This is a genomic window from Granulicella sp. dw_53 (assembly GCF_018449545.1).
GTDB lineage: Bacteria > Acidobacteriota > Terriglobia > Terriglobales > Acidobacteriaceae > Edaphobacter.
The window spans coordinates 1-25,059 of record NZ_JAAVUR010000010.1 but is presented as its reverse complement, the minus strand read 5'-3'; the positions used below and the strand labels follow the sequence as shown (position 1 = coordinate 25,059).

General features: G+C 61.0%; 22 protein-coding genes and 1 tRNA gene. 16 read left to right on the top strand and 7 right to left on the bottom strand.

Annotated elements, in window-relative coordinates:
• The first annotated feature begins 72 nt into the window (after window positions 1-72).
• From HB393_RS16030 to HB393_RS16015, 4 genes are all read left to right on the top strand, one after another.
• On the top strand, window positions 73-1,269 hold the full coding sequence (locus HB393_RS16030; protein WP_213806203.1) for a pyridoxal phosphate-dependent aminotransferase: 1,197 nt from the start codon (window positions 73-75) through the stop codon (window positions 1,267-1,269).
• Window positions 1,270-1,341: 72 nt separating this feature from the next.
• Window positions 1,342-2,499, top strand: a complete 1,158-nt coding sequence (locus tag HB393_RS16025) for a mannose-1-phosphate guanylyltransferase (protein ID WP_213806202.1) — start codon at window positions 1,342-1,344, stop codon at window positions 2,497-2,499.
• Between the two features lie 59 nt (window positions 2,500-2,558).
• Window positions 2,559-4,022 carry a phosphoglucomutase/phosphomannomutase family protein gene (locus tag HB393_RS16020; protein WP_213806201.1) on the top strand — a complete coding sequence of 488 codons (1,464 nt, stop codon included), beginning with the start codon at window positions 2,559-2,561 and terminating at the stop codon, window positions 4,020-4,022.
• Entirely contained in the window at window positions 4,019-4,696 is a 678-nt protein-coding gene (locus tag HB393_RS16015) for an HAD-IA family hydrolase (RefSeq protein WP_345945243.1), read from the top strand. The genes HB393_RS16020 and HB393_RS16015 overlap by 4 nt, the downstream gene beginning before the upstream one ends.
• 310 nt (window positions 4,697-5,006) lie before the next feature.
• Here the strand turns inward: HB393_RS16015 and kdsB are convergent, their stop codons facing one another.
• Window positions 5,007-5,759 carry a 3-deoxy-manno-octulosonate cytidylyltransferase gene (kdsB, locus tag HB393_RS16010; RefSeq protein WP_213806350.1) on the bottom strand — a complete coding sequence of 251 codons (753 nt, stop codon included), beginning with the start codon at window positions 5,757-5,759 and terminating at the stop codon, window positions 5,007-5,009.
• A 127-nt stretch (window positions 5,760-5,886) separates the two neighbouring features.
• Between kdsB and HB393_RS16005 the strand changes: the two genes are divergently transcribed.
• From HB393_RS16005 to HB393_RS15995, 3 genes are all read left to right on the top strand, one after another.
• A tRNA-Met gene (locus tag HB393_RS16005) sits at window positions 5,887-5,963 on the top strand.
• A 126-nt stretch (window positions 5,964-6,089) separates the two neighbouring features.
• On the top strand, window positions 6,090-7,322 hold the full coding sequence (locus HB393_RS16000) for a S41 family peptidase (protein ID WP_213806200.1): 1,233 nt from the start codon (window positions 6,090-6,092) through the stop codon (window positions 7,320-7,322).
• A gap of 203 nt (window positions 7,323-7,525) precedes the next feature.
• On the top strand, window positions 7,526-9,988 hold the full coding sequence (locus HB393_RS15995; RefSeq protein WP_213806199.1) for a PBP1A family penicillin-binding protein: 2,463 nt from the start codon (window positions 7,526-7,528) through the stop codon (window positions 9,986-9,988).
• Here HB393_RS15995 and ribF read toward each other — a convergent pair.
• Genes ribF through HB393_RS15975 form a run of 4 tightly spaced genes read right to left on the bottom strand, consistent with a single transcriptional unit; the run spans window position 9,960 to window position 13,463 of the window.
• Window positions 9,960-10,961, bottom strand: coding sequence for a riboflavin biosynthesis protein RibF (gene ribF, locus HB393_RS15990; protein WP_213806198.1), 1,002 nt, complete (start codon window positions 10,959-10,961; stop codon window positions 9,960-9,962). The genes HB393_RS15995 and ribF overlap by 29 nt on opposite strands.
• Window positions 10,958-11,776 (bottom strand): MBL fold metallo-hydrolase, encoded by an 819-nt coding sequence (locus tag HB393_RS15985; RefSeq protein ID WP_213806197.1) that lies wholly within the window; start codon window positions 11,774-11,776, stop codon window positions 10,958-10,960. Before HB393_RS15985 ends, ribF begins: the two co-directional genes overlap by 4 nt.
• A 3-nt stretch (window positions 11,777-11,779) precedes the next feature.
• Window positions 11,780-12,397: a DUF1844 domain-containing protein gene (locus HB393_RS15980; RefSeq protein ID WP_213806196.1), complete on the bottom strand. Its 618-nt coding sequence runs from the start codon at window positions 12,395-12,397 to the stop codon at window positions 11,780-11,782.
• A 34-nt stretch (window positions 12,398-12,431) separates the two neighbouring features.
• Entirely contained in the window at window positions 12,432-13,463 is a 1,032-nt protein-coding gene (locus HB393_RS15975) for a folate-binding protein (RefSeq protein WP_213806195.1), read from the bottom strand.
• Between the two features lie 61 nt (window positions 13,464-13,524).
• Here HB393_RS15975 and HB393_RS15970 point away from each other — a divergent pair, with 61 nt between their 5' ends.
• From HB393_RS15970 to HB393_RS15930, 9 genes are all read left to right on the top strand, one after another.
• Entirely contained in the window at window positions 13,525-15,117 is a 1,593-nt protein-coding gene (locus HB393_RS15970; RefSeq protein ID WP_213806194.1) for a hypothetical protein, read from the top strand.
• A 53-nt stretch (window positions 15,118-15,170) separates the two neighbouring features.
• A complete protein-coding gene (mtnP, locus tag HB393_RS15965) occupies window positions 15,171-16,031 on the top strand; it encodes an S-methyl-5'-thioadenosine phosphorylase (RefSeq protein ID WP_213806193.1) in 861 nt (286 codons plus the stop codon).
• Window positions 16,032-16,124: 93 nt separating this feature from the next.
• Entirely contained in the window at window positions 16,125-17,057 is a 933-nt protein-coding gene (locus HB393_RS15960) for a PfkB family carbohydrate kinase (RefSeq protein WP_213806192.1), read from the top strand.
• Window positions 17,050-18,777: a glycosyltransferase family 39 protein gene (locus HB393_RS15955; RefSeq protein WP_255551216.1), complete on the top strand. Its 1,728-nt coding sequence runs from the start codon at window positions 17,050-17,052 to the stop codon at window positions 18,775-18,777. Before HB393_RS15960 ends, HB393_RS15955 begins: the two co-directional genes overlap by 8 nt.
• A gap of 36 nt (window positions 18,778-18,813) precedes the next feature.
• Window positions 18,814-19,518 carry an MgtC/SapB family protein gene (locus HB393_RS15950; RefSeq protein ID WP_213806191.1) on the top strand — a complete coding sequence of 235 codons (705 nt, stop codon included), beginning with the start codon at window positions 18,814-18,816 and terminating at the stop codon, window positions 19,516-19,518.
• A gap of 5 nt (window positions 19,519-19,523) precedes the next feature.
• Window positions 19,524-20,327: a diaminopimelate epimerase gene (gene dapF / locus HB393_RS15945; RefSeq protein WP_213806190.1), complete on the top strand. Its 804-nt coding sequence runs from the start codon at window positions 19,524-19,526 to the stop codon at window positions 20,325-20,327.
• The gene (locus tag HB393_RS15940; protein ID WP_345945242.1) at window positions 20,324-21,277 is read left to right on the top strand and encodes an LD-carboxypeptidase; all 954 of its coding nucleotides are present in this window, start codon (window positions 20,324-20,326) and stop codon (window positions 21,275-21,277) included. The genes dapF and HB393_RS15940 overlap by 4 nt, the downstream gene beginning before the upstream one ends.
• 14 nt (window positions 21,278-21,291) lie before the next feature.
• Window positions 21,292-22,743: a UDP-N-acetylmuramate:L-alanyl-gamma-D-glutamyl-meso-diaminopimelate ligase gene (gene mpl / locus HB393_RS15935; RefSeq protein WP_213806189.1), complete on the top strand. Its 1,452-nt coding sequence runs from the start codon at window positions 21,292-21,294 to the stop codon at window positions 22,741-22,743.
• A 50-nt stretch (window positions 22,744-22,793) separates the two neighbouring features.
• Complete coding sequence (locus HB393_RS15930) at window positions 22,794-23,522, top strand: lysophospholipid acyltransferase family protein (RefSeq protein WP_213806188.1); 729 nt, start codon at window positions 22,794-22,796, stop codon at window positions 23,520-23,522.
• Here HB393_RS15930 and HB393_RS15925 read toward each other — a convergent pair.
• Window positions 23,515-24,126, bottom strand: a complete 612-nt coding sequence (locus tag HB393_RS15925) for an SPOR domain-containing protein (RefSeq protein ID WP_213806187.1) — start codon at window positions 24,124-24,126, stop codon at window positions 23,515-23,517. The genes HB393_RS15930 and HB393_RS15925 overlap by 8 nt on opposite strands.
• A 45-nt stretch (window positions 24,127-24,171) precedes the next feature.
• On the bottom strand, window positions 24,172-24,948 hold the full coding sequence (locus tag HB393_RS15920) for a slipin family protein (protein ID WP_213806347.1): 777 nt from the start codon (window positions 24,946-24,948) through the stop codon (window positions 24,172-24,174).
• Window positions 24,949-25,059 lie beyond the last annotated feature (111 nt).

Genomic DNA, 25,059 nt, shown 5'->3' with positions numbered 1-25,059 from the left:
GAGTAGTTGTTGTGGGGGCGGGATTTAGGGTGGGTGCTTTATCTCGCCGGGTAAATCTGACACACTATAGGTATGAGTACAGCGACGGCAACCAAAGTGTTTGCGGACCGTATCGGCCGCATTGAAGTTTCAGCAACGATGGCAGTCACGGCGGCAGCTTTGAAGCTGAAGTCGGAGGGCGTGGATCTGGCGGACTTTGGGGCTGGTGAGCCGCACTTTGCGACTCCGCAGCATATCAAGGACGCGGCGATCGAGGCGATCCAGAAGAACTTTACGCGGTACACGAATGTGGCCGGGATTCCGGAGGTCCGGAAGGCCGTGGTGGACCGCCATGCGGCGGACTTCGGGTCGAACTATACGGTCGAGGAGTGCGTGTTCACGACCGGCGGGAAGCTGGCGCTGTTCAATGCGATCCAGGTGCTGGTGGACCATGGCGATGAAGTGATTCTGCCGGTTCCGTACTGGGTCTCGTTCAAGGACATCGTTCAGTATGCGGGCGGCAAGGTGGTGCTGGTCGAGAGCCATGAGGAAGAGAACTTCCGCATCACGGCCAAGATGATTGAGGCGGCGATTACGCCGGCTACGAAGGCGATTATCTTGAATACGCCTTCGAACCCCTCGGGGGCGGTGGTCTCGGGCGAGGATCTCGAGGCGATCGTGCGGCTGGCGCATGCGCGGGGCATTTATGTGCTGCTGGATGAGTGCTACGTGTACCTGAACTTTACCGGCGATGCGGTGAGCGGCGGTTCTTTCACGGACTGCAAGGAGCATGTCATCGTTCTGGGGTCGCTCTCGAAGACGTATGCGATGACGGGCTGGCGTGCAGGATTTGCGCTGGGTCCGAAGCCGATTATCGCGGCGATGAGCAAGCTACAGTCGCAAAGCACGTCGAATACGGCGAGCATGGTGCAGCGGGCTTCGATTGCGGCGCTGACGGGGCCGCAGGAGTGTGTCGCAGAGATGCGGGCGGACTACATCAAGTTGCGTGACCGGGTGCTGAAGGGTTTTGAGACGATTCCGGGGCTGACGTGCACGGTGCCGCAGGGTGCGTTCTACGTTTATCCAAATGTGAAGAACTTTATCGGCAAGGGCGGCGTGAAGTCGGCGACCGACCTGGCGGCGAAGCTGTTGAGCGAGGCGCATGTGGTGGTGGTTCCGGGCGAGGCGTTTGGTACGGCGGAGCACATACGGCTGTCGTATGCGGTCTCGCATGATGTGGTCGACGAAGGTGTGAAACGGATGCGGGAGTACTTCGCCGGACTGAGATAAAGACTGGGATGGACCTACTAGGCTGGAAGTTTGATAGGGAGCGAGCGGTGCTCCCTGTTAGATTCGAGATGTATGAATCCTGAACAATTGGACCTGGGAGCTCGTTTTGCGCCGGTGATTCTGGCCGGTGGCAGCGGAACACGGTTTTGGCCACGCAGCCGCAAGTCACGGGCGAAGCAGGTGCTGGCCCTGGATGGCGATCGGACGATGATTCAGCAGACGCTGGAGCGTCTGTTACCTCTGGCGAATGCCAGCGACGTTTGGGTGGTCACGAATGACCTGCTGGCTGGGCAGATTTCGGCTCAGCTTCCTGAGGTCTCCGAAGAACATATTTTGAGCGAGCCGGCGGCGCGGAACACTGCGCCGGCGTGCGCGTTGGCGGCCTTTCTGCTGGAGCGGACGGCGCCGGATACAGTGATCGGGATCTTTCCTTCGGATCACGTAGTCAATGACGGCGATCGGTTTATCGCGGTGCTGCGGTCAGCGATCAAGCTGGCGGCTTCGGGCGATACGATCGTGGTTCTTGGGGTTCCGCCGACCCGGCCTGAGACGGGCTATGGGTATATCGAGGTTGGCGCGACGGTAGCTGCGGGCGAGGTCAACGGAAACGGGATCGAGGCGCGGCGGGTGCGTCGGTTTACGGAGAAGCCGGAGAAGGAGCGGGCGGAGGAGTTTCTGGCGGCGGGGAACTTTGCCTGGAACAGCGGGATCTTTCTGTGGTCGGCGAAGACGTTTGCAGGGGCGATTCGAGAGCACTGCCCGGCGATGGCTCCGTTGATGGAGAAGATTGCGGCGGCGTATGGGACGCCGGAGTTCGATGCGGTGTTCGCGGAGGTGTATCCGCAGTGCGAGAACATCAGCGTGGACTATGCGGTGCTGGAGCCGCGGTCGAAGAAGGGCGAGGCGGCGGCGGGGATTGTGTGTCTGCCGGGCGACTTCGGCTGGAACGACCTGGGTTCGTGGTCGGCGCTGCATGAGCACCATATGTCTCGTCCGCGGTATTGCGAGGACGAGCACGCCAACGTGGTGGAAGCCGAGAGCGATGTAGTGATCGAGGCGAAGGGGAACTATGTGTTTGCCCCGGGTATGGCGGTTGCGTTGGTGGGGGTTGAGAATCTGGTGATCGTGCAGACGGAAGATGCTCTGCTGATTACGACGCGCGAACGCTGCCAGGATGTGGGCAAGGTCGTGAAGAAGCTGGTCGATACCGGACGGGTTGCGTTGACCTAAGTTGAACGTGCCTTTTTGATTTCGATACTATTAAAGTTACATATAGGGATTGAGACCTCATGGCGGATCAGAGTGCAGCAGCGCCCAAGCAGATTGTGAAGTTTGGGACGGATGGTTGGCGGGGCATCATCGCGGACGACTTCACCTATGCGAATGTAAGGGTCGCAGCGGCGGCGATAGCGAACTATGTGTTGGCGGATGAGAATGCCGCGGCCGGTGTGTGCATTGGGTGGGATACGCGGTTCGGTTCGCGGTCCTTTGCGGGCGTGGTGGCGAAGGTGCTATCCGAGGCGGGGATCGCGGTGACGATGTCGGCGCGGGAGACTCCTACGCCGGCTCTGTCGTATGAGGTGCGGCGGCGGGGAGCGGCGGGCGGCGTGATGATAACGTCGAGCCACAATCCGGCGGAGTGGAACGGAGTGAAGTACAAGGCGAGCTATGGCGGGTCGGGTAAGCCGTCGATCATGGCTGCGATTGAAGGGCAGTTGGGCAAGCCGCTGGCGCAGGCCGCGAAGGCTGGGACGGTCGAGGATGCTGACTTCCATGCGAAGTATGTCGAGGCGCTGAAGGCGTTTGTGGATCTGAAGAAGATCAAGGACTCGGGCTACAGGTTTTTAATCGACACGATGTATGGCTCGGGGCGCGGGGTGGTGGCGGGGATCTTTGCGGAGGCGGGTATTCCTCATGTGGAGATGCGGGGGGATATCAATCCGTCGTTTCCAGGGATCAACCCGGAGCCGATTCTTCCGCACATCAAAGAGACGCAGCGGGTGGTGGTGGCGGAGCGTTGCGATGCGGGGCTGATCACGGATGGCGATGCGGACCGTATCGGTGCAGTCGATGAGCATGGCAATGTGGTGGACGCGCACAAGATCTTTGCGATTCTGCTGCGGTGGCTGCTGGAGCGAAAGAAGTGGCCGGGGGATGTGACGCGGGCCTTCAATACGACGAAGATGCTGGACCGCATCTGCGTGAAGTATGGGCGGCGGCTGCATGAGCATGGGATCGGGTTCAAGTATGTGTGCGACCTGATGCTGGAGCATGACATTTTGATCGGCGGCGAGGAATCGGGTGGCGTGGGGATCAGCCGGCATCTGCCGGAGCGGGATGGGCTGCTGAACTCGCTGCTGCTGGCGAATGTGATGGCGGATGAGGGCAAGACGCTGGGTGAGCTGGTGGCTTCGCTGCAGGCGGAGTTTGGCGAGCATCAGTATGGGCGCATCGATATGCATATCGATGAGGAGCTGAAGCAGTCGGCGATTGCGCGAGCTGGAGCGATGAAGGCCGGCGATGCGATGGCGGGGATGAAGGTGTTGCGGGTGGAGACGCTGGATGGGATCAAGTTCTTCCTGGAGAACGCGGACTGTGCCAGCAAGCCGAATGCGGCGGAGACGTGGCTGCTGCTGCGGGCTTCGGGGACGGAGCCGCTGCTGCGGGTGTATTGCGAGAGCTGTTCGGTGGAGGCGGTGGGGCGGATTTTGAAGGCTGCGGAGACGTTTGTGTTGCAAGGGAGATCGGCTTGAGCAAGGGGGTTAGCGAGTTGGTTTCGGTAGAGACGCAGGGAATTCTGTTCGATATGGATGGGGTGCTGATCAGTTCGATCGGGTCGGTGGTGCGTTGCTGGCGCCGGTGGGCGAAGATGTATGGGGTTCCGAATGCCGATACCTACGAGGTTCCGCATGGGATGCGGGCGATCGAGATTGTGAAGTCTCTGCGGCCAGATATCGACCCTCAGGAGGGGCTGCAGGTAATCGAGGATATGGAGATCGAGGATACCGAAGACCTGAAGGTGCTGCCGGGGGTGAAGACGCTGCTGGAGGGTCTGCCGCCGGAGCGATGGGCGATTGTGACTTCGGCGACGACACGGCTGTTGCTGGGACGGCTGAAGATCGCGGGGCTGCCAATTCCGACACGGATCATCAGCGCGGATATGGTGGAGCGGGGGAAGCCTGATCCGGAGCCGTATCGGCGGGGGGCGGAGTTGTTGGGATTTGCGCCGGTGGATTGTGTGGTGGTGGAGGATGCTCCTTCGGGGGTTGGGGCGGGGATTGCTGCAGGTTGCAGGGTGCTGGGGGTTTTGGGGACGCACTCGGTGGAGGAGTTGAAGGCGGCTACTTGGGTGGCGGAGTCGCTGGATGTGGTTGAGGTGGTTTCGGGGGTTGGTGGGTTAGAGTTGCGGTTTTTGCCGGTGCGGTGATGGTGGGTTTGGTTTCCTAACCATTGGTGGTCAGGAGCTCTCGGATGGAGCTTCTGGGCTCTTGGGGTGGGTGGAGAAGGGCAGCGGCGTGGCTGGGGGATGATTTACTTCCCACCCTTCGCGAGAGGCAACGGCGCGAAGGATGGGGCACCCGGGCGGTTAGGGCTGGGTGAGGAGGACGGTTGAGCCTTGGAGGTTGGGGAAGGAGTGCGGTCGGGCTTTGCCCGATACCCCACCCTATTTGCGATGAAGCTGCAAAAAGGATGGGGCACCCGCTTTTGTGTCTGGGTTGAGGTTTAGTGTGCGTGGGTCAGCGGTTTAGGAGGAGGGCTTCTACTTTTTGGAGGTCGGCTTCGGTGTCTACGCCTACGGTGTCGAAGTGGGTGGGGGCTACGTAGAGGCTGAGGCCGTTTTCGAGGAAGCGGAGCTGTTCTAGGCGCTCGGTCTGTTCGAGGGTGCGGTGGGGCAGGGTGGGGAAGACGTTCAGTGCGGCTTTGCGGTAGGCGTAGAGGCCTATGTGCTTCCAGTAGGGTGGGTTGGTGCCGTCGCGGTCGTAGGGGATGGTGGCTCGGGAGAAGTAGAGGGCGCGGCCGTCGGCGGCGGTTACGACCTTGACGGCGTTGGGGTTGGCGATGTTCTCCGGGGTGCAGAGGACTTTTAGGGTGGAGACGTCGACGTCGGGGTTGGCGAAGGGGGCCAACAGGGCGGTAAGGTGCTGGGGTTTGAGGAGGGGCTCGTCGCCCTGGATGTTGACGTAGATGGCGGCGTCGAGGAGCTGGGCGACGGCGTGGAGGCGGTCGGTGCCGCTGGGGAGGTCGGGCGAGGTCATCTGGAAGGGCCAGGAGTGGCGGGTGCAGAGCTCGGCGACCTCGTCGGAGTCGGTGGCGATGAGGACATGATCGAGCTGGGGGCAGGCGCTGGCGGCTTCGAAGACCCAGGCGAGCATAGGGCGTCCGGCGATGGTGCGAAGCACTTTGCGGGAGAGGCGCGTGGAGGCGAGACGGGCGGGGATGACTCCGAGGACGGATGAGGATTGCTTTTCCGTAGGGGAGGAATCAAGTATGATTGAACTTGCTGGTGCCGTGGCGAGATCCTTCTTTCCTGTGGGGCTTTCCTAGTGGTGCTGTGTCCTGCTCTGGGTGTTACCTGGGTTGCGATGCGCCTTCGAACCGGTACTGCCAGACACCAGGGGCGGTGTAGCTCAGATGGTTAGAGCGACGGACTCATAACCCGTAGGTCGACAGTTCGATTCTGTCCACCGCCACCAAAGTCGCATAAGCGGTTGGACCGTGAATTCAGGTTCGAGAGTATCATTTTGGCAGCGGTCGTCGTCTAACCGTAGTAGCCGATCTGTTTCTAGTTTAAATTCTGTCCCGGGAGTCATCTTCGACCTATGCCAAAGCTTTCCAAGATCCTGCTTCTTGTTGCGTCGGTTGTGCTGGTGCTGACGGTGTTTCTGGGTGTGAATGCGAGCGGGGTGAGCGCCGCCTCCGACGAGGATGGAGCGTACAAGCAGATCAACGTCTACAGTGAGGTGCTGCGGCATATCCAGACGGACTATGTGGTGGAGCCGAATATTCCAGCGGTGACGAATGGCGCACTGCGCGGCCTATTGGAGTCGCTGGATGCGGACTCGAGCTACCTGACGCCTGAAGAGTACAAGGTCTATAAGGCGGACAAGGGCGGCAAGGCGCAGGTAGGGATCAATGTCTCCAAGCGCTATGGCTACGCGACGGTGGTCTCGGTGGTTCCGGGCAGTCCGGCGGATAAGGCGAACCTGAACGATGGGGACATTATCGAGGCGATCGGATCGCAGGATACGCGGGAGCTTTCGCTGGCGATGATCCAGATGCTGCTTGCGGGACAGCCCGGGAGCGAACTGACGGTGTCGGTGGTGCGGCCACGGAAGTCGCAGCCGGAGAAGGTCTCGATGACGCGGCTGGCTGCGGTTGTGGCGCCTGTGTCGGAGACGATGTACGAGAATTCGACGATTCTGTATCTGAAGCCGGGTGTTCTGGATCATGAGCATGTTCAGCAGATCGAGACGAAGCTGAAGCAGATGGCGAAGGCCGGAAACAAGAAGGTTCTGTTGGACCTGCGGGACGTTGCCGTGGGAGATATGACTGAGGCGACACGGGTTGCAAACTTCTTCCTGAACAGCGGAACGATTGCGACGCTCGAGGGCCAGAAGGTTCAGAAGCAGACGTTTACGGCTGAGGCTTCCAAGTCGATCAACGTGACGGCTCCGATCGTGGTGATTACGAATCGCGGGACGGCAGGACCGGCTGAACTGGTGGCTGCGGCGCTGCTCGATAATAAGCGGGCGGAGTTGGTGGGAGAGAAGACGTTTGGTGAGGGAGCGCAGCAGAAGACGTTCGACCTGCCGGATGGTGGAGCGCTGATTCTTTCGGTGGCGAAGTACAAGTCGCCTTCGGGGAAGAAGCTGCAGGATGAGGGTGTGACGCCCGGTACGCTGGTGGCTTCGGCTCTTGATGACGCGGCGGCGGGCGGTGGCGACGAGGACGGCATGGATACTCCTGCGGCGGCTCCGGTGACTAAGCCTGGGGTGTCGGTGGATGAACAGCTCTCCAAGGCTTTGGAGTTGTTGAAGGGGAAGACCACTTAGTTGCGAGTCCTCGGGGCTAGCTCCCGAACCGGTGGGGATTAGCGCAGGCAAACCCTGCGCTAATTCTGTTTTGTAAGCCTTATCCCGCTGAAACTTTGGGCTTATTTCGGCGTTAATTCTGAGGTTTCGTGGGGCTAAAACCCTTTGCGAATCCTTGAAGAAAGAGCGCTGAGCGGGAGTGTGCATGCTATCGTGAAGAGGCTGTGCAGAGCTTATTTAACCGCGAAGAGAAGCAGTCGGAGCGTCGCGCCGGGCGTTTTGAGGCTGAGGTGCGGCCGTGGTGGCGGCGAGCCTTCGAGCGGGTTACGCTGCAAGGGCCGGCTTACCGGACGCGACGGATCGCGGTAAAGGCCACATTTTTGGCGTTGCTGGTTGCCTCGGCGGTGTTCGGGGCGCTGTGCGGGCTGATGCTGGTGTACTCGATCGATCTTCCCCAGATGGAGGATCTTGCGCGGTACAGACCCAATACGACGACGGAACTCTACGACATTCATGGCAAGGCGTTTGGTTCGTTCGCGCTGGAGCGGCGAGTGGTGGTGCCGTATGAGGACTTTCCTCAGGTGTTGCGGGAGGCGATCCTCTCGATTGAGGACAAGAGCTTTGAACGGAACTGGGGCGTCAACCTGGTGCGGGCCGTGGGGGCGGCTTACCGGGACCTGCATTCGAGTGGACGGGCTCAGGGCGCTTCGACGCTGACGATGCAGTTGGCGAGGAATCTTTTTCTATCTTCGCAGAAGACCTATGGGCGCAAGTTTCAGGAGGTCTTTCTTTCGCTGCAGATCGAGCGGCGGTTTACGAAGCAGCAGATCTTCGGGCTGTATGCGAACCAGATCTACCTGGGGCGCGGGACGTACGGGTTTGAGGCGGGATCGGAGTATTACTTCAGCAAGCACGTCCGGGATCTAACGCTGCCGGAGGCGGCGCTGCTGGCGGCGTTGCCGAAGGGGCCGGAGTACTACTCGCCGGTGAAGTACCCAGAGCGGGCGCTTCGGCGGCGAAACCTGGTGCTGAGCGAGATGCTGGACGACCGAAAGATCACGAAGGCACAGGCCGCTGCGGCGAAGGCTGCTCCGCTGGGGCTGCACCTGGAGTCGCCGGCGAACTCTGTGGCTCCGTACTTCGTAGAAGAGGTGCGACGCCAGTTGGAGAAGGAGTTCGGGGTCGAAGAGGTGCACGGGTCGGGGCTGCGGGTGTACACGACGCTGGATCTGGATCTGCAACTGGTCGCGAACAAGGCGGTGATGGATGGAGTCGCCACGTATGAGCGGCGGCATGGCTGGAAGGGCCACCTCACGAATATCGTGCTGCAGGGGTACGACGCGGAGAGCTACCGGCATCCGGACTGGTCTCAGCCGATCGTGCCGGGAAGCTACATTCATGGGCTGGTGACGAGCGTCGATGCCAAGCGGGCGGTGGTCAAGCTGGGTACGCGGGAGACGGTGCTGACGCCGGCGGATTGGAAGTGGACAGGGTACGTGGATGGGGACAGCTTCCTGGTGAACGGCGATGTGGTCTATGTGAAGGTGGAGGCCATCGGGGCGGATGGGGTGGTGCATGCCTCGCTACAAGAGGACTCGGGTGCCCAGGCTTCGATGATGGCCGTCGATAATTCGAGCGGCGAGGTGCTGGCGATGGTGGGCGGCAGAGACTTCGCGCTGTCGCAGTTCAACCGGGCGACGCAAGCGCAGCGGCAGGTGGGATCTTCGTTCAAGCCGTATGTGTACACGACGGCGGTGGAGGCGGGATCGAAGCCGAGCGACATTATTGTGGACGGGCCGACGACCTTTCCGACGCCGAATGGGCCGTATACGCCGCATAACTATGAGGCCGACTACAAGGGAGCGATGACGCTGCTGAATGCGTTTGCGGAGTCGCGGAACATTCCAGCGCTAAAGCTGGCGAGCCAGGTGGGGATTCGCAAGGTGATCGAGATGGCGCACCGGTTCGGGGTGACGAGCAATATCCCGGTGTTTCTGCCGGTGGCGATCGGTGCGGCGGATATTACGCTCTATGAGCAGGTCGGAGCTTACAGCGTATTTCCGAATGACGGCATACGGATTGAGCCACACTACATTCGCAAGGTGACGCGTGCGGATGGGATGCCGATGCCGCAGGATGCTCCCGAGGTGACCGAGGTGGTGTCGGTGCAGACGGCGCGCACGATGATGGATTTATTGCAGGCGGTGGTGAAGTTCGGGACGGGAGCCTCCGCGGCGCAGTTGAAGCATCCGCTGGGCGGCAAGACGGGGACGACGAATGATTTTACCGATGCATGGTTTATTGGGTTTTCGCCTTCGGTGACGTGCGGGACTTGGATCGGATTCGATAACCGGGAGACGTTGGGAGAGAAAGAGACCGGGGCGAAGGCCGCGCTCCCGATGTGGATGGAGTTCATGAAGGCTGCGATTGCGGACAAGCCGAATGAGGCATTCGCGACGGCGGGGGCACCGAAGAAGGTGCTGGATGTGCCTCTGACTCCGGCGGCGAAGGCTCCGAAGTCTGAGGATGACGATGCAGATGTGCCGACGGGCGAGGCTCCTGTGAAGAAGGTTGTGCCTGCCCCGACTGTGAGTGCGCCTGCTGTGGTCCCGGGGGCTGAGGGTGGTCCGACACGGCGGGCTCCGGTTGCGCCGCCTCCTACGACTCCTGCAAAGTCTCCGGAGTAGAGGCAGAGCGGGGTGGCGGAGTCAGCAGCCGGCACAGATTGAAGAAGCGGTTGGCCTGACGGACGTCGCGGCCGATCTGTTCGCGGAGGGCCTCGGTGCTTGGCCAGCGGATCTCGGGGCGAAGGCGCTTGAGGAAGCTGAGCTTGAGCGGGGTGTCCTGATCGAGGTCGATGGGATGGAAGTTGAGGAGGTGGGACTCCACGGTGAAGGAGTCGGCTCCGAAGGTGGGGCGGTTGCCGACGTTGGTCACGGCGTCGAAGGTCTCGGCTGAGGGGCCGGTGCCGACGGTGAGAGCGGTGACGTAGACTCCGTTGGCGGGGAGCAGCTCTGGGTAGGGTGCGAGGTTGATGGTGGGGACAGTGTAGCGGGTGCCGTAGCCGCGGCCTGAGGCGGGGTGGCTTTCGATGGCGAAGGGGCGGCCCAGGAGGGCGCGGGCTTCGCTGACGTTGCCGCTGGCGATGGCGTTTCGGACACGGCTGGAGGAGATGGGACCGCCGCGCAGGAGCCGAGGGGAGTAGACGCGGACGGTGAAGCCGAGCTCCTTGCCGAGGGCTTCGAGGCTGTCGATGCCGGCCTCGGCCTGATAGCCGAAGCGGAAGTTTTCTCCTTCGTGGAGCTCCTGGATGTGGAGGGTGTCGCGCAGAAGGTCGGAGGCGAAGGCGCGGGCGGTGAGCTTTGAGAACTCAGGGGTGAAGGGGAGGACGGCGACGTTCTCGATGCCGGTGGCGGCGAGGAGCTCCAGCTTCTGGGGCAGGGGAGTGATGAGGGAGTGGCTGGCGTCGGGACGGAGCACACGGGCGGGGTGGGGATCGAAGGTGACGGCGAGAGAGGTGTGGTCAAGCTGGCGGGCGCGGGCTACGACTTCGGCGATGACGCCCTGGTGGCCGCGGTGGACGCCGTCGAAGTTGCCGATGGTGGCGACGGAGGCGCTAAGGGTTCGGGGGAGGCTGGAGAGTTCGCGGTAGATGTTCATGGGGCAATCTCGAACTGAACCTGCAGGCCGTCGTAGGCGAGGCGAATGTGGGGTGGTAGGGCGGCTTCGGTGACGGCGTGGTCGATGTCGTGTCCCATGTGGGTGAAGAAGGCGCGGCGGGGCTTGAGGAGGTCGACGAAGCCGATGGATTTCTCGAGGTGGGAGTGGCTGTAGTGGGGCTGGTGGCGGAGGGCATCGAGGATGAGGATGTCGAGGTCCTGGAGGAGCAGGAGGCTCTCGGGAGGGATGTCGCTCATGTCGGTGAGGTAGGCGGCGGAGCCGAAGCGGTATCCGGTGATGGTCTGGCGGCCGTGGGTGACGGGGATGCGCTGGAAGGTGGCTCCGAAGAGCTCGACGCCGGCGCCGGGGGTGGGGTCGAGGCGGTGGATCTCGACGCGGGCGCTGGTGGGGTAGCGGTCTTCGGTGCGAAAGGTGTAGTCGAAGATGCGCTCGAGGTCGGTGGCGGTAGGGTCGTCGGCGTAGATGGGGAGGTTTCCCTCGACGTGGAAGCTGAGGGGGCGAAGGTCGTCGAAGCCCATGACGTGGTCGGCGTGGCCGTGGGTGTAGAGGACGGCGTCGACGCGGCGGATGCCCTCGCGGACGGCTTGGGCGTGGAAGTCGGGGCCGGTGTCGATGAGGACGGTGCGGTCGTTGTAGGCGAGGCGCACGGAGGGCCGGGTGCGGCGGTTGCGCGGCTCCGCCGGGGGAACTCCGGGTGCGGAGGAGACGGCGGAGGCGCAGACGGCGCAGTCGCAGCCCAGGGTTGGAATGCCCATCGATGTGCCGCTGCCGAGAAAGGTGAGGGTGGCTTCCATTCGTTAGCGGACGATGCTAGGCCCCACGGGGCCGGGACGGAGCGGCCCCTGGCCGGGGTTCTTGGCTGCCGCGGAGCGGGCGAGCGCCTGCGTGATCTCAAGGAAGGCCATACGGAGTTCGAAGAGGGCGCTGTCGAGGAGGCGGTCTTCGTCGGTGGCGAGGTTGCCCTTGGTCTTTTCCTGGAGGATGGAGAGCATGTCGATGCTCTGGCGGGCTCCCATGAGGTCTACCTGGGGCTGCTGGCCCTCGGGGGTCGAACCGCCGAGCTGCATAACGGCGGACATATAGACGGACTGGACGAGCTGCTCGAAGCTCATGGGGGGCAGACGGTCCATGCCGGGGTTGGCGGCGCGGATGGCTGTGTCGAGGCGGTCGGCGGTGGCGTCGTAGGCGATGCGCGCCTGATCGGACTGCTCAGCCGTGGGGCCGGCGGGGATGTCTTCGTCCGATGGGGAGGGAGCAGCGGCCTGCTGGGGCTCGGGAACTGGTGTTGGAGCGGGCTCCGGGGTGACGTCGCGAGGCTCGCGGGCGGGCGACGGATCGGCGTCGGGGCGGGGCTCGCCGTCGAGGGTGAACTTGCGGCGGTCGGTGACGACAAAGGGCTTATTTTGCTCGGGCATAGTTAAACTCTCTCAGAATCATATGCGGCGCAGGTCAGCCGGCTGTAGGGATGTGAAACGGGGCAGGAACCGGGATAGCAATGCCGCCGGGGTAGGTGAGGGGGAGATTGCGATCGAGCGCCTCGCGGCGGGTGTATCCGAGTGCTAGCTGAAGGTGCTGGTTGGAGAGCGAGATCGCGCAGACGCTGGTGAGTTCGCCGATTTGCTTGCCCTCCGCTTCGAGGAGGGTTCCGGCGGCGGGGAGGGCGCCTTCGAGACGGAAGGCGGTAAAGGTGCGGTGGACGTTGCCGCGGGAGCGGATGCGTTCGACGATCTCCTGACCGAGGTAGCAGCCTTTGGCGAAGTGGAGCGCTCGGGTTTGAACGGTCTCCTGGGGGAGATCGCGGTCGCGGATGTCGGTGCCGTAGCGGGGAGTGCCTTCGAGGACTCTGAGGTCTTCGAGGGCGGTTTGTGTAACGGAGGTGGCTCCTGCTTCTTGGAGCGCGGAGGTGAGGACAGAGATGGTGGCCGCGTCGGCCCAGAGCTCGAAGCGGGGGACGAGGGGGCTATGGGCGTGGAGGATAGTGACTTCACTCGTGCGCCAGAGGATCGTCTTCAGTTGAAGTGGCGGGAGATCCGAGGCGGGTAGGAGAAGGCTATCCAGCAGGGCAGGGGCTTGGGGACCCGCAACCAGGAGGCCGGAGCGGGTGGCGGAGACGTCGGTGAGCTCGACGTCGTCCATGATGATGAAGTGGTCGAGGAGGGTGATGAGATTTGGGACCTGGGAGAGGCTGGTTTCCAGGAGAAGCGCTTCAAATTCAGCAGGTTCGGCGAAGACATGGGCGTCGCCTTGGATGCGGCCCTGGGCGTTGAGGAGGAAGCTGTAGTTGCCCTGGCCGGGTTGGAGCTCCTGGATGGAGTTGGTGACCATGCCGTTGAGCCAGCGGACGCGATCATCTCCGGTGATGCGAATCCAGCCGGTGTCTAAGAGGGGGGAGAGTGCTGAACCGCCGAGAAGGGCCGCGAGTTGGAGATCTACCGCAGGTGCCTGAGGAGTCGAGGTTTCGGGCTGGATGGTTGGGCTCATCGCGGACGGGGTATGTAACTCTGCGTACACTGTGATTATACGTGTTTCCGGAGGGGTGACTTTGCAGCAAACCTGTAACGGCCGGCGTAACGGCCTGAGTGTGTGGATTGGGACGCTGGTGCTTTTGACGGCGAGTTGCGGGTTGCGGGCTGTTGCGCAGGGACCCAAGCCGAGTGGTCCTGCTTCAGGGGATCAGACCAATTCGACGCCGATGACGAAGGAGCAGGCAAAGGAGCTCTTCAAATCGGTGGATGAGATTTTAGGTTTTGTGAGCGAGGATACGAAGCTGCCTATCGTGCATCCGGTGAAGCGGAAGCTCATCTCGCGGAGCGAAGTGAACAAGTACCTGGAGAAGAAGTTCGCGGAGGACGAGGGGGCCAGGAAGCTGGAGCACGCCGAAATCGTTCTGAAGAAGTTTGGGTTGCTGGACCGGGACTTCCATCTGCGGCCGTTCCTGGTGGCTCTGCTGACGGAGCAGATCGCTGGCTTTTATGACAATAAGACGAAGACGATTAGCCTGTTGGACTGGATTCAGCCGGAGGAACAGAAGCCGGTGCTGGCGCACGAGCTAACGCATGCTCTCCAGGATCAGCGGGTCGACCTGACGAAGTGGTCGGATGTCGAAGAGAAGGGCATTGCGAAGACTATGGAGGAGGACAACCGGCATCTGCAGACGGATGAAGCAGAGACGGCGCGGAGCGCGGTCGCCGAAGGACAGGCGATGGTGACCTATATCGACTACACGCTGCGTCCGGCGGGCAAGTCGCTGGTCGATGCTCCGGAGCTGGCGGCGCGGTTGAAGGATTCGGTGGCGAACTCGAGTGGATCGCCGGTGTTATCACGGGCTCCTCTGCTGTTGCAGAGGTCGCTCTTGTTTCCTTATGGCGATGGGTTGAGCTTTGAGCAGGCAGTGCTGGTGAAGGGCGGCAAGGAGGCGGCTTTTGCGGGGACGCTGACCAATCCGCCGTCCTCGAGCTTCGAGATTATGACGCCAGAGGTGTATCTGGCACACACGCCTGTTCCGGTGCTGCGGCTGCCGGATATCCACCCCTTGCTGGAGGCGGAGTATCTTCCTTACGACCTTGGCGTGATGGGCGAGTTGGATGTACAGATTCTGACGGAGCTCTTTGGTGGACAGGCGATCGCCGAGGCGCTGTCTCCGGCGTGGAACGGCGGTGTGTACTTTGCTGCGCAGCGTAAGTCGGCGGTGACGGCGGCGGAGCGGGAGTCAACCGCATCGTTGGCGCTGTTGTATGTGTCGCACTGGAGGAACCGCGATTCGGCGAAGACGTTTATGCGGGTCTATTCGGCCAAGTTGGCGCGGAAGTATGCGCATCTGGTACGCCGGTCCGCGGATGAGGCGGATGATTCGGAACAGGTGTATTCGACCGAAGAAGGGGACGTGCTGATCTCCATTTCGGGTTCGAGCGTCTTTGTGGGCGAGGGATTTGAGCTGTCGTTGGCGCGGAAGCTGCGGGACAAGATCGCCGCGGTGCAGTCGGATGGGCCGTTGCAGGTAGTGGGGGTCGGTCAAGCGCCACAGGTGGGACGACCGGCAGGACACGAGCTTTCATTGGGAATGGTGCAGGGGCTTTCCAGTTTTGGATTGATGAAGGCTGCGATTCCAGCAACGATATACTCGACTGGGCACTGATTCGGTGGTGTCTCCTGACATTCACGCAAGTTATAGCAATAGGAGCAGGGTAATTGAATAAAGCAGAGATTGGGATTATTGGGGGCAGCGGTCTGTATTCCATGCCTGGGCTGGAGAATGTACGGGAAGAGCGGATTACGACACCGTTTGGAGAGCCCTCCGATGCCTTTGTGCTGGGCGAGGTCGAAGGTCGCAAGGTGGCTTTTCTGGCGCGACATGGGCGGGGACACCGGCTACTGCCGAGTGAGCTGAACTTTCGCGCGAATATCTTTGGAATGAAGATGCTGGGAGTAGAACGGATTCTCTCGGTGTCGGCGGTAGGCTCGTTGAAAGAGGAGCACAAGCCGACGGATTTTGTGATGCCGGACCAGTTCATCGACCGTACGTTTGCCAGGGTAGGAACTTTCTTCGGTGACGGGATTGTGGCTCATGTCGGTTTCGGCGATCCGGTCTGCGGGACGGTGCTGAAGTCCTTTGTGGATGCCTGCGAGGCAGTGGGTGTGGTGGGCAAACGCGGCGGTACGTATGTTTGCATGGAGGGGCCACAGTTCTCTACGCGTGCGGAGTCGAACCTATATAGAAGCTGGGGCGCGGATGTTATCGGCATGACGAACCTCCAGGAGGCCAAGCTGGCTCGCGAGGCGGAGATCTGCTACGCGACCATGGCGATGGTCACGGACTATGATTGCTGGCGCGAAGGGCACGATGACGTAACAGTCGACCAGATCGTAGCGGTGCTGCACCAGAACGCGGAGAACGCGGCGAAGGTTGTGAAGGCAGCGATTACCGCGATGCCGAAGGATCGGACCTGTGCCTGTGCATCTGCACTGAAGTATGCCGTCCTGACGGATCCCAAGGTGATTCCGGCGGAGACGAAGAAGCGCCTCGGGCTGTTGTTGGATAAATATCTCTAGGGTTGTGTTCCATCTTTGTATAGCCGGCCGTACGCTGTGCCGGGCTGATTTGTTCTGATTCGAGTGGCTTTTTCAAGAGGAATATAACTTATTATGTCAATTCTCGTTGTAGGTTCGGTGGCGTTTGACAGCATTGAGACGCCGCACGGTTCAGTGGATCACTGCCTGGGTGGAGCGGCTACTCATTTCGCGTTGGCTGCGAGTTACTTCACGCAGGTGCGGGTGATCGCGGTGGTGGGGGAGGACTTCACTCCGCAGCATGAGAAGGTGCTGACGGACCGTGGCATCGATACGAAGGGCCTGGAGCGGGCTCCCGGGCTGAGTTTTCACTGGACGGGTTCCTATGTGGGGAACTTGAACGAGGCAAAGACGCTGGGCACCGACCTGAACGTCTTCGAGACGTTTGAGCCGAAGATTCCGGCGGCGTATGCGGACAGCGAGTACCTGTTTCTGGCGAACATCGATCCGGTGTTGCAGGCACGGGTACGGAGCGAGATGAAGGACGTCCGCATGGTCTGCGGCGATACGATGAATTACTGGATCGCGGATCATCGGGAGAGCCTGCTGAAGGTGTTGAAGGGCCTGGACGTTCTGCTCATCAACGATGGCGAGGCGAAGATGCTCTCGGGCGAGCAGAATCTGATGAAGGCCGCGTCCAAGGTGATGGCGATGGGGCCGAGGATTCTGGTTGTCAAGCATGGCGAGTATGGCGCGACTGCGTTCTTCTGCGACCGCTCTTTCCTTGGTGCTTCCTCCATCTCTATGCCGTTCCGTGCTCCGGCGCTTCCGCTGGAAGAGGTGGTCGATCCGACGGGTGCGGGCGATTCGTTTGCAGGTGGGTTCTACGGGTACCTGGCTTCGCAGCCGGAGTTTACGCCGGCGGTGTTCCGGTCGGCGATGTTCTATGGCGGCGTGATGGGTTCGTTTGCGGTGGAGAGGTTCGGTACGGAACGGCTCCAGTCGGTGAGCCGCGAAGAGATCGAGGCGCGCTTCCAGTTGTTCCGGGAGATCTCGCACCTTGAGTAATCAGGCCCCGAAGACGACTCCGAAGTGGACTCCCAGCGGGAGGCGACGGCGGGGTCGTCTGGCAGCAGGTGTGCTCCGCGGGGGAACACCGCCGAACGATGTAGAGGTGCTGCCAGGTGGATTGCACCCTGCAACCCGGGAAGAGATGTTTCCCATCGCGCTGGCTGCGGTGGTGGCGAGTTTCGTCGCGTTTGTAGTGTGTTACACGCGTGGTTACGTTCTGCTCTATGGCGATGCGGTCGCTCATCTGGGGATAGCGCGGCGTATCTTCGATTCGCGCAACCCGGGGCTGGCGCAGCTTGGCGGTGTCTGGCTGCCGCTGCCGCATCTTCTGATGCTGCCCTTTGTGCGGAATATGGAGTGGTGGCAGAACGGTCTTGCAGGGGCTTGGCCGTCACTGGGTTGCTACATTCTGAGCGTGATCGGACTATATCGGCTTGCGCGCCGGATGATGACGCAACGGTGGGCGCTGGTGGCCACGATGTTCTACGCGCTGAATCCAAACCTGCTCTATCTTTCGACCACGGCGATGACGGAGCCGCTGTTTCTGGCAGAGATCATTTGGCTGACCTGCCTGACGATGGAGTGCGTCGCCGCTGTGCAGGCGGAGCGCGATGTTCGGGTGGCGAAGCAGTTGGTGGGGATTGCGCTGCTGATTGTGGCGGCGGTCTTCACACGGTACGACGGATGGATCATGGGCGCGGCGGTATGGTGTGTCCTTACGTGGACTCTATCGCGCAACCCGGATTTGTGGCGGCGGGTGGTTCCTTCGTTCACGGTGTTTACCGTGCTGACGGTCGCGGGGCCGCTGAGCTGGCTTGCCTACAACCAGCATTTCTTCCATGATGCGCTCGACTTTATGCGCGGGCCTTACTCGGCGGCGGCGATCGAGAAGAAGACTTCGCCGCCTGGCTCGCGGCACTACCGTGGTTGGCATAATCCCGCGTGGGCGCTGCTGTTCTACACGCGAACGGCGCAGGTTGATACCGCGGTCTGGGAGACTGGCTTTGCTGTGATGGTCGCGGCGCTCGCCGGGCTGGTGGTTATGGTGCGGCGCGGCGTGGCATGGGCTTCGGCGCTGCTATGGGTGCCGCTGCCGTTTTATGTCTACTCGATCGCGTATGGCTCTGTGCCGATCTTCATTCCGCAGCTTTGGCCGCACTCGTTCTACAACGCACGATACGGGATGGGCCTGCTTCCGGCGCTGGTAGTCTTCTCGATGCTGGCTTTGGATTGGCTCGATGGACGGTGGAAGACGACACTGCCGCTGGGAGCGAGGCTGCTGCAGCCCGTGGCGATGTTGCTCGTAGTGCTGAGCACGATTGGGATGATGTACAAGATTCCACTGGTTCTAAAAGAGGGACAAGTGAACGCGGTGACAAGGGTCGCGTTTGAGGCGGCGGTTGCGAGAGAGTTGAAGTCGTTCCCTGCGGGTGTACCGATTCTGATGTTCAACTCGGAGCATATCGGGGCGTTGCAGCAGGCAGGGATTCCGCTGCGGCAGACGCTGAACGAAGGGGACTACGACAGTTGGAAGGCGGCGCTGGATGCTCCCGCTGCACGCTCAGAGTACGTTGTGGCAATCGCCGGGGACCCGGTCTCGCACGCTGTTACGGAGCATCCTGACGGGCTTACGGAGCTGACCGTGTTGTGTACGAGCGGGCAGCCTTGTGCGCGGATCTATCGCTCGGATGTTTATAAGCCGTCGCCAACCCACTAGGCGGCGGCTTGGAATGCTAGTATCTCCTCCAGACTCATGTACATTCCAAGCTCGTTTAATTTCAGCCAGATCGACCAAGAACTGCTCTCTACGGGCACAGCCACGCGGCTGCTGATGGCTTGTCTGCTGGGCGGAGTGATTGGGTTGGAGCGGGAGTGGCGGCATAAGGCATCGGGCCTGCGGACGAACATGCTGCTCTGCATGGGCTGCGCATTTTTTACACTGTTGTCTGCCGTGCTGGCGGGTGAAGGGAATCCCGATAAAGGCCGGGTGGCTTCGAATATCGTTCAGGGAATCGGGTTTCTCGGCGCGGGGTTGATTCTGCATACGCGGAATCGAACGCTGGGACTGACCAGCGCTGCGACGGTGTTTGTGGTGGCGTCGATCGGAATGGCGTGCGGTGCCGGACTTTATATTGAAGCGGCTCTGGCGACGGTGATCGTTCTGTTCTCGCTGTTGTGCATCGGCTGGCTTGAGGCGTTCACTGGATGGACGCGGTATTCGATGTTGTATGAGGTGCGTGGCGAGGACGAGATGGCGATGTATACGGATATCCTGCATGTACTGGATGGGGCAGGCGTCCGTTTGAATATTATCGATCGATCTACGGTCGCTACTCTGCAGAGGGTCACCTTTGCTGTAGTGTGTAACAAAAAGAAGCACGAACGGCTTATCTCTGAGCTACGAGCGAGCGCGATGACGAACCAGGTAGTCGTTTATCGCGACTCTGAGGAAGAATAGGAAGCATGATTCCATTTGTAAAAGCGCACGCGTGCGGTAACGATTTTTTGATCATTGAAGAAGCGCTGGCTGGGCGGAGGCACGCCGAGTTGGCGCGGAAGTTGTGCTCGCGTAACACCAGCGTCGGGGCCGATGGTATTGAGTTTCTGGAGCATCGGGTTGGCGGCGAGTTTTTTCTGCGGCTCTTCAATGCAGACGGAAGCGAGGCGGAGCTCTCCGGCAATGGCACACGATGCGTCGCTGCGTGGCTGGCGAAGAGCGAAGGCCTTAAGGAGGTCGCGCTGGGGACGCATGGGGGAGTAAGGACCTGCCGCGTGATTGAGGCTGCCGATCCGAATTATCTGATCGAAAGTGAGATGGGTGTGCCGCGTGTCATGCCGCGCACGATCGTGGTGGATGGGCTGGGGAACGTGGCCGGCGCGATGGTGAACGTTGGGAATCCGCATTTTGTGATTCTGGTAGATACGGAGGACTTCAGCGTTCAAGGGCAGGCGTGGCAGGAGGTTGGCGGACGCATCAGTACGAGCCCGTTGTTCCCGCATGGAACGAATGTTGAGTTTGTACGAGTGATCTCGAGCGGAGAGATCGCGTTTCGGATCTTCGAGCGCGGATGCGGTCCGACGACCTCTTCGGGTACGGGGACTTGTGCTTCGTCTGCTGCTGCGATGGTGCTGGCCGGTGTTGACCGAAGCCTAACTGCTTTGGCAGAGGGTGGCGCCCAGCGAACGGTTTGGCCGGCAAACGATCAAGTCATGCAGTTGACTGGACCGGCGGAGATTGTTTGTGTTGGCGAGGTGTTTGGGCTGTGAGCGAGACTACTGGGAGCAAGACGGTGCGGCCAGCGGCTCTGAGATTAGGAGCGAGGTTGGCGGTGCTATCGCCTGCGAGTACGCCGAAGCCTGAGCGAGTGCAGCGCGGATTGGATTGGTTGCAGGCGCTTGGCTATCAGACAGTGCTCAGCGGCCATGCTCTGGATCGTGGTCCGCTCTACTATGCGGGGACGCTCGAGGAGCGGCTGGCAGATCTCCATGCGGCGTTTGCCGATCCGGAGATCGATGGGATCGTTTGTACGCGAGGCGGATGGGGTTCGGCTGAGCTGCTGCCGTATCTGGACGCGGATTTGATTCATGCGAATCCGAAGGCATTTATCGGATATAGCGACCATACCTCGCTGCATTGCTGGCTGCAAAATGAAGCTAATTTAGTTACGTTTTATGGACCGATGGTGGCCGCGGACTTTGCGCGCGATGACGGAGTCGATCTACCAAGCTGGACGCAGTGCCTGGAGGGCGCGACGGATTGGATGCTGGGTGCGACGGATGGACTGCGAGTACTGCAGCCCGGTGTTGCGGATGGATTATTGCTCGGCGGTTGCCTTTCGATTCTGGCGCAGAGCTTGGGAACTCCGTATGCTGCGCGGACGGAGAATAGCGTATTGTTTTTGGAAGATATCGGGACGAAGCCCTACCAGTGGGATAGGATTCTGCTTCATCTGCGATACTCGGGGCGATTAGACAGCGTGCGCGGGATTGTCTTCGGCAATATGGAGCAGTGTGTCTCGGCTGAGGAGGCGGATCTATTGGAGCGTGCGATTCTTCATTCATTGCGAGACTTCGAAGGCCCGATCGCGATCGGGTTGCGCTGCGGGCATGTGAGCGCGCCGAATATTACGCTGCCGTTGAACGTACGGGTGAGACTGGATCTGTCGAATGCGGAGAATCCTCAACTGCACTTTCTTGAAGCGGCTGTTAAGGGGTAGGTTTGAAAGAGGCGATGCAGAGTACAAAACACATTCATCTGATCGGCATCTGTGGGACGGCGATGGCGTCGTTGGCGGGGATGCTGCAGCTGCAGGGCCATAAGATCACGGGATCGGATGCCGCAGCTTATCCGCCGATGAGCGACATGCTTGCGGAGCTTGGAATTCCGGTTCATGAGCCCTATGCGGAGATCAATCTCGAACCGCGGCCCGATCTGGTAGTGGTTGGGAATGCAATCTCGCGGAGCAATGTCGAGCTAGAGTATGTGCTCGATACGCGGATTCCGTTCTGTTCCATGGCGGCGATTTTGCACGATGAATTTCTGATGGGGCGGGAGTCTTTGGTAGTCGCTGGGACGCATGGGAAGACGACAACGACGAGCATGCTGGCGTGGATCTATGAGGTCGCGTCGCGGCAGGACGAGGCATGGGCGCCTTCGTTTTTGATCGGCGGGGTTGCGGAGAATTTTGGCAATAGCTTCCGGGTAAGGGCCATCGGAGATGGTAAAAAACGGCAACCATTCCTGATTGAGGGAGACGAGTACGACACGGCCTTCTTCGATAAGGGACCGAAGTTTCTCCACTACTTTCCGGATGCGGCGATCCTGACGCACGTCGAGTTCGATCATGCGGATATCTATGTCGATCTGGAGGCTGTGAAGACAGCGTTCAAGCGGTTTGTAAATCTGATTCCGCGACGCGGGCGCATCGTGGCCTTTGACGGCAGTACGAATGTAGGGGAGTGTGTCGCAAAGGCGTTTTGTGCGGTGGAGCGATATGGATTTGATCCAGCTTCCAACTGGCATGTCTCCGAACTGCGGCATGATGAGTTCGGGACACAGTGGAAGCTTGCGCGGGGTGGAGTCCATTTTGCCGATTTAAAGGTGCCGATGGCGGGGGAGCACAACGCGCTGAATGCGACTGCCGCGGCGGCTTTGGCGGCGGGGCAGGGAGTTCCACTGGAAGCAATCCAGGAGGCGCTGGCAAGCTTCAAGAGCGTGAAGCGGCGGTTGGAGGTGCGGGCGGAGGTCGGGGGTGTTACGGTCGTCGATGACTTTGCTCATCATCCTACGGCGATTCGGGAGACGTTGCGGGCGCTGCGGGAGAGGTATCCGGGGCGGCTCTTGTGGGCGGTTTTGGAGCCGCGGTCGAACACGCTGCGCAGGAATGTGTTTGCGGCGGCTCTGGTGGAGAGTCTGGCGCTTGCGGATCGGGTTGTGCTGGCTGCGGTGTTCCGGTCCGAGAGCATTCCTGTGCAGGAGCGGCTGATTCCGGAGGAGATCGTAGCGAGCTTGAATGGTGCTGGAACTCCGGCGATCGTAGCAGCGGATGCGGATGCTATCGTCGCGGTGCTGACGGAGCAGGTGCGCGAGGGCGATGTTGTTGCGATCATGTCCAACGGTGGCTTTGGCGGCATCTACGAGAAACTTCCGAGGGCGCTCGCCGCACTGGAAAGCAGAGTCTAGATGGCCAAGACGGGCAGGTCTGCTTGCGGTGCGGTATTCTGCAAAGTGGAATGTTCGCTACTCTGAAGCTACTTTTTGTCTACGTTACGCTGGGTCCGATAGCGGGTCTGATTGGAATTCCTTACACGCTGCTGACTGGAGACATCGGCCCGATGTATCGGGTGGCGATGTGGATCGCCCGCGCCGGTGTGCGTGCGGCTGGGATTCGTATTCTGGTGAGTGGGTTGGAGCATGTTCCGGCGGGTCGGAGCTGCATCTTTATGTGCAACCATGTGTCGAACCTGGATCCTCCAGTGGTGTTGCCGGCGCTTCCGGGGCGAAGTTCGGTGCTGTTGAAGAAGGAGCTGATGAGCATTCCTATTCTTGGCCGGGCGATGCGGATGGGGCAGTTTGTGCCGGTGGAGCGAGGGCAGAAGCGGGAGGCAGCGCGAGCGAGCGTGCAGGCTGCGGCTGAGGCGCTGCGTTCCGGGCTGCATATTCTGGTATTTCCGGAGGGAACTCGTTCGCTGGACGGAAGGCTTTCGATGTTCAAGAAAGGTCCGTTTTATCTGGCGCAGGAGACCCAGGCTCCGATCGTTCCGATTGCGGTTTCGGGGACGGAGTCGATGATGCGGAAGGGGAGTGCGGCGATCACTATCGGCGTGGCGCGTGTGCAACTACTTCCGGTGATTGAGTCGTCGGAGTATGCGACTCGGGAGGATCTGATGCGGGCGGTGCGAGCGGCGATTGCGGCGGCTTTGCCGGTGGAGATGCAGCCTTTGGAGCCACAGGCTACTTGACGATGGCGTTGTAGCCGTCGGCGAGGAGACGCTGGCGCATCGCATCCGCATCCTTGCGGGTGGGAAAGGGACCGACCTGGACGTGCAGGAGCTTGTCCTGGGGTTCCTGGCGGATGACTACGTTGTAGCCGCGTCGTTGCAGGGTGGTGAGAAGGACGTCTGCGTCTTCGCGGTGAGAGACAGCGGCGATCTGGACGATGATGGTTCCGGTGGAGGCTGGTGCGGCTGCTGGCGTTGGAGCTGGTTTTTCAACGGGAGCGGATGGGCGGGGTGGGGGGATGGAGGCGACGGCGGGGATTACCTTGGCCTTGGGCTCGGGGGCGGTTTCGGGGACGTCGGCTTGATCGTGGGCTGGGGTTTCGCCGGGGAGGCCGGAGGGTGGCTTGGTGGCGGAGCTTGTGGTGGGAGTTTCGGTGGCTGGTTCGGCGGTGCTGACTACGGGTTGGGCGGAGTGACGACCCATGCTGTAGCCGAGGCCGAAGAAGAGGGCGCAGATGAGGGCGAGGCCGAAGAAGATGCCGAGGATCGTCGGGGTGCCGAGAGAGATCTCGCGGTCGTGTTCGATGGGGTCGTCGTAGCTGTCCGGATTGTAAGAGCGGTCCAAGATCTCAATGCCTCTTCGTTCACTGCCAAAGTCTCTTTCTTATTTTTAGTCCTTTTTTGTGTCGCCGGTGTTTGGTACCAAGGTTCGGTTTAGCAAGTTCATCAGTTCCATGGGGAGGGGGAAGACGATGGTGGTGTTCTTCTCGACTCCGATTTCGGTGAGGGTCTGGAGGTAGCGGAGCTGCAGGGTCATGGGCTGGGTGGCCATGAGTGCGGCGGCTTCCACCAGTTTGGCGGCGGCGTTGAACTCGCCTTCCGCGTGGATGATCTTGGCGCGGCGTTCGCGCTCGGCCTCGGCCTGTTTGGCCATGGCGCGGAGCATGGACTCGGGCATGTCGACCTGTTTGACCTCGACGGAGACGACTTTGACTCCGAAGGGCGAGGTGTGGCCGTCGATGATGTTCTGGATGCGGATGTTCAAGGCTTCTCGGTGGGCGAGGAGGCCGTCGAGGTCGACTTCGCCGAGGACGGAGCGCAGGGTGGTCTGGGCGAACTGCGAGGTCTGGTAGATGTAGTTGGCGACTTCGATGACGGCCTTGGTGGGGTCGACGACGCGGAGAGTGATGACGGCGTTGACCTTGAGGGTGACGTTGTCGCGGGTGATGACGTCCTGCGCTGGGACTTCCATGGCCTCCTGACGGAGGGAGATGCGGACGATCTGGTCCAAGGGGCGGAAGATGAAGACGACACCTGGACCTGCTGCGGTCTGTTTGACGTGGCCGAGGCGGAAGATGACTCCGCGCTCGTACTCTTTGAGGATGTTGATGGAGCTGAAGAAGTAGAGAGCGACGATGGCGACAGCAAATAAAAGTGGGATGGACATGGGATGCTGCACCTCGGGCCGGCTGGATTCGCGGCCAGTGCGATTGTAAAGCAGAGGTGCGGAGGACGGCGTAACGGTGATTATTGGGATAACGGCTGATAGGAGCTGGGT

What these genes read in the sequence shown, in the direction of transcription:
- HB393_RS16030 (WP_213806203.1), top strand. Translation starts at nt 73, where the DNA reads ATGAGTACAGCGACGGCAACCAAAGTGTTTGCGGACCGTATCGGCCGC.
- HB393_RS15920 (WP_213806347.1), bottom strand. Translation starts at nt 24,948, where the DNA reads ATGTCCATCCCACTTTTATTTGCTGTCGCCATCGTCGCTCTCTACTTC.
- HB393_RS15930 (WP_213806188.1), top strand. Translation starts at nt 22,794, where the DNA reads ATGTTCGCTACTCTGAAGCTACTTTTTGTCTACGTTACGCTGGGTCCG.
- HB393_RS15950 (WP_213806191.1), top strand. Translation starts at nt 18,814, where the DNA reads ATGTACATTCCAAGCTCGTTTAATTTCAGCCAGATCGACCAAGAACTG.
- HB393_RS15960 (WP_213806192.1), top strand. Translation starts at nt 16,125, where the DNA reads ATGTCAATTCTCGTTGTAGGTTCGGTGGCGTTTGACAGCATTGAGACG.
- mpl (WP_213806189.1), top strand. Translation starts at nt 21,292, where the DNA reads ATGCAGAGTACAAAACACATTCATCTGATCGGCATCTGTGGGACGGCG.
- HB393_RS15985 (WP_213806197.1), bottom strand. Translation starts at nt 11,776, where the DNA reads ATGGAAGCCACCCTCACCTTTCTCGGCAGCGGCACATCGATGGGCATT.
- HB393_RS16025 (WP_213806202.1), top strand. Translation starts at nt 1,342, where the DNA reads ATGAATCCTGAACAATTGGACCTGGGAGCTCGTTTTGCGCCGGTGATT.
- ribF (WP_213806198.1), bottom strand. Translation starts at nt 10,961, where the DNA reads ATGAACATCTACCGCGAACTCTCCAGCCTCCCCCGAACCCTTAGCGCC.
- HB393_RS15980 (WP_213806196.1), bottom strand. Translation starts at nt 12,397, where the DNA reads ATGCCCGAGCAAAATAAGCCCTTTGTCGTCACCGACCGCCGCAAGTTC.
- HB393_RS16000 (WP_213806200.1), top strand. Translation starts at nt 6,090, where the DNA reads ATGCCAAAGCTTTCCAAGATCCTGCTTCTTGTTGCGTCGGTTGTGCTG.
- HB393_RS16020 (WP_213806201.1), top strand. Translation starts at nt 2,559, where the DNA reads ATGGCGGATCAGAGTGCAGCAGCGCCCAAGCAGATTGTGAAGTTTGGG.
- HB393_RS15975 (WP_213806195.1), bottom strand. Translation starts at nt 13,463, where the DNA reads ATGAGCCCAACCATCCAGCCCGAAACCTCGACTCCTCAGGCACCTGCG.
- dapF (WP_213806190.1), top strand. Translation starts at nt 19,524, where the DNA reads ATGATTCCATTTGTAAAAGCGCACGCGTGCGGTAACGATTTTTTGATC.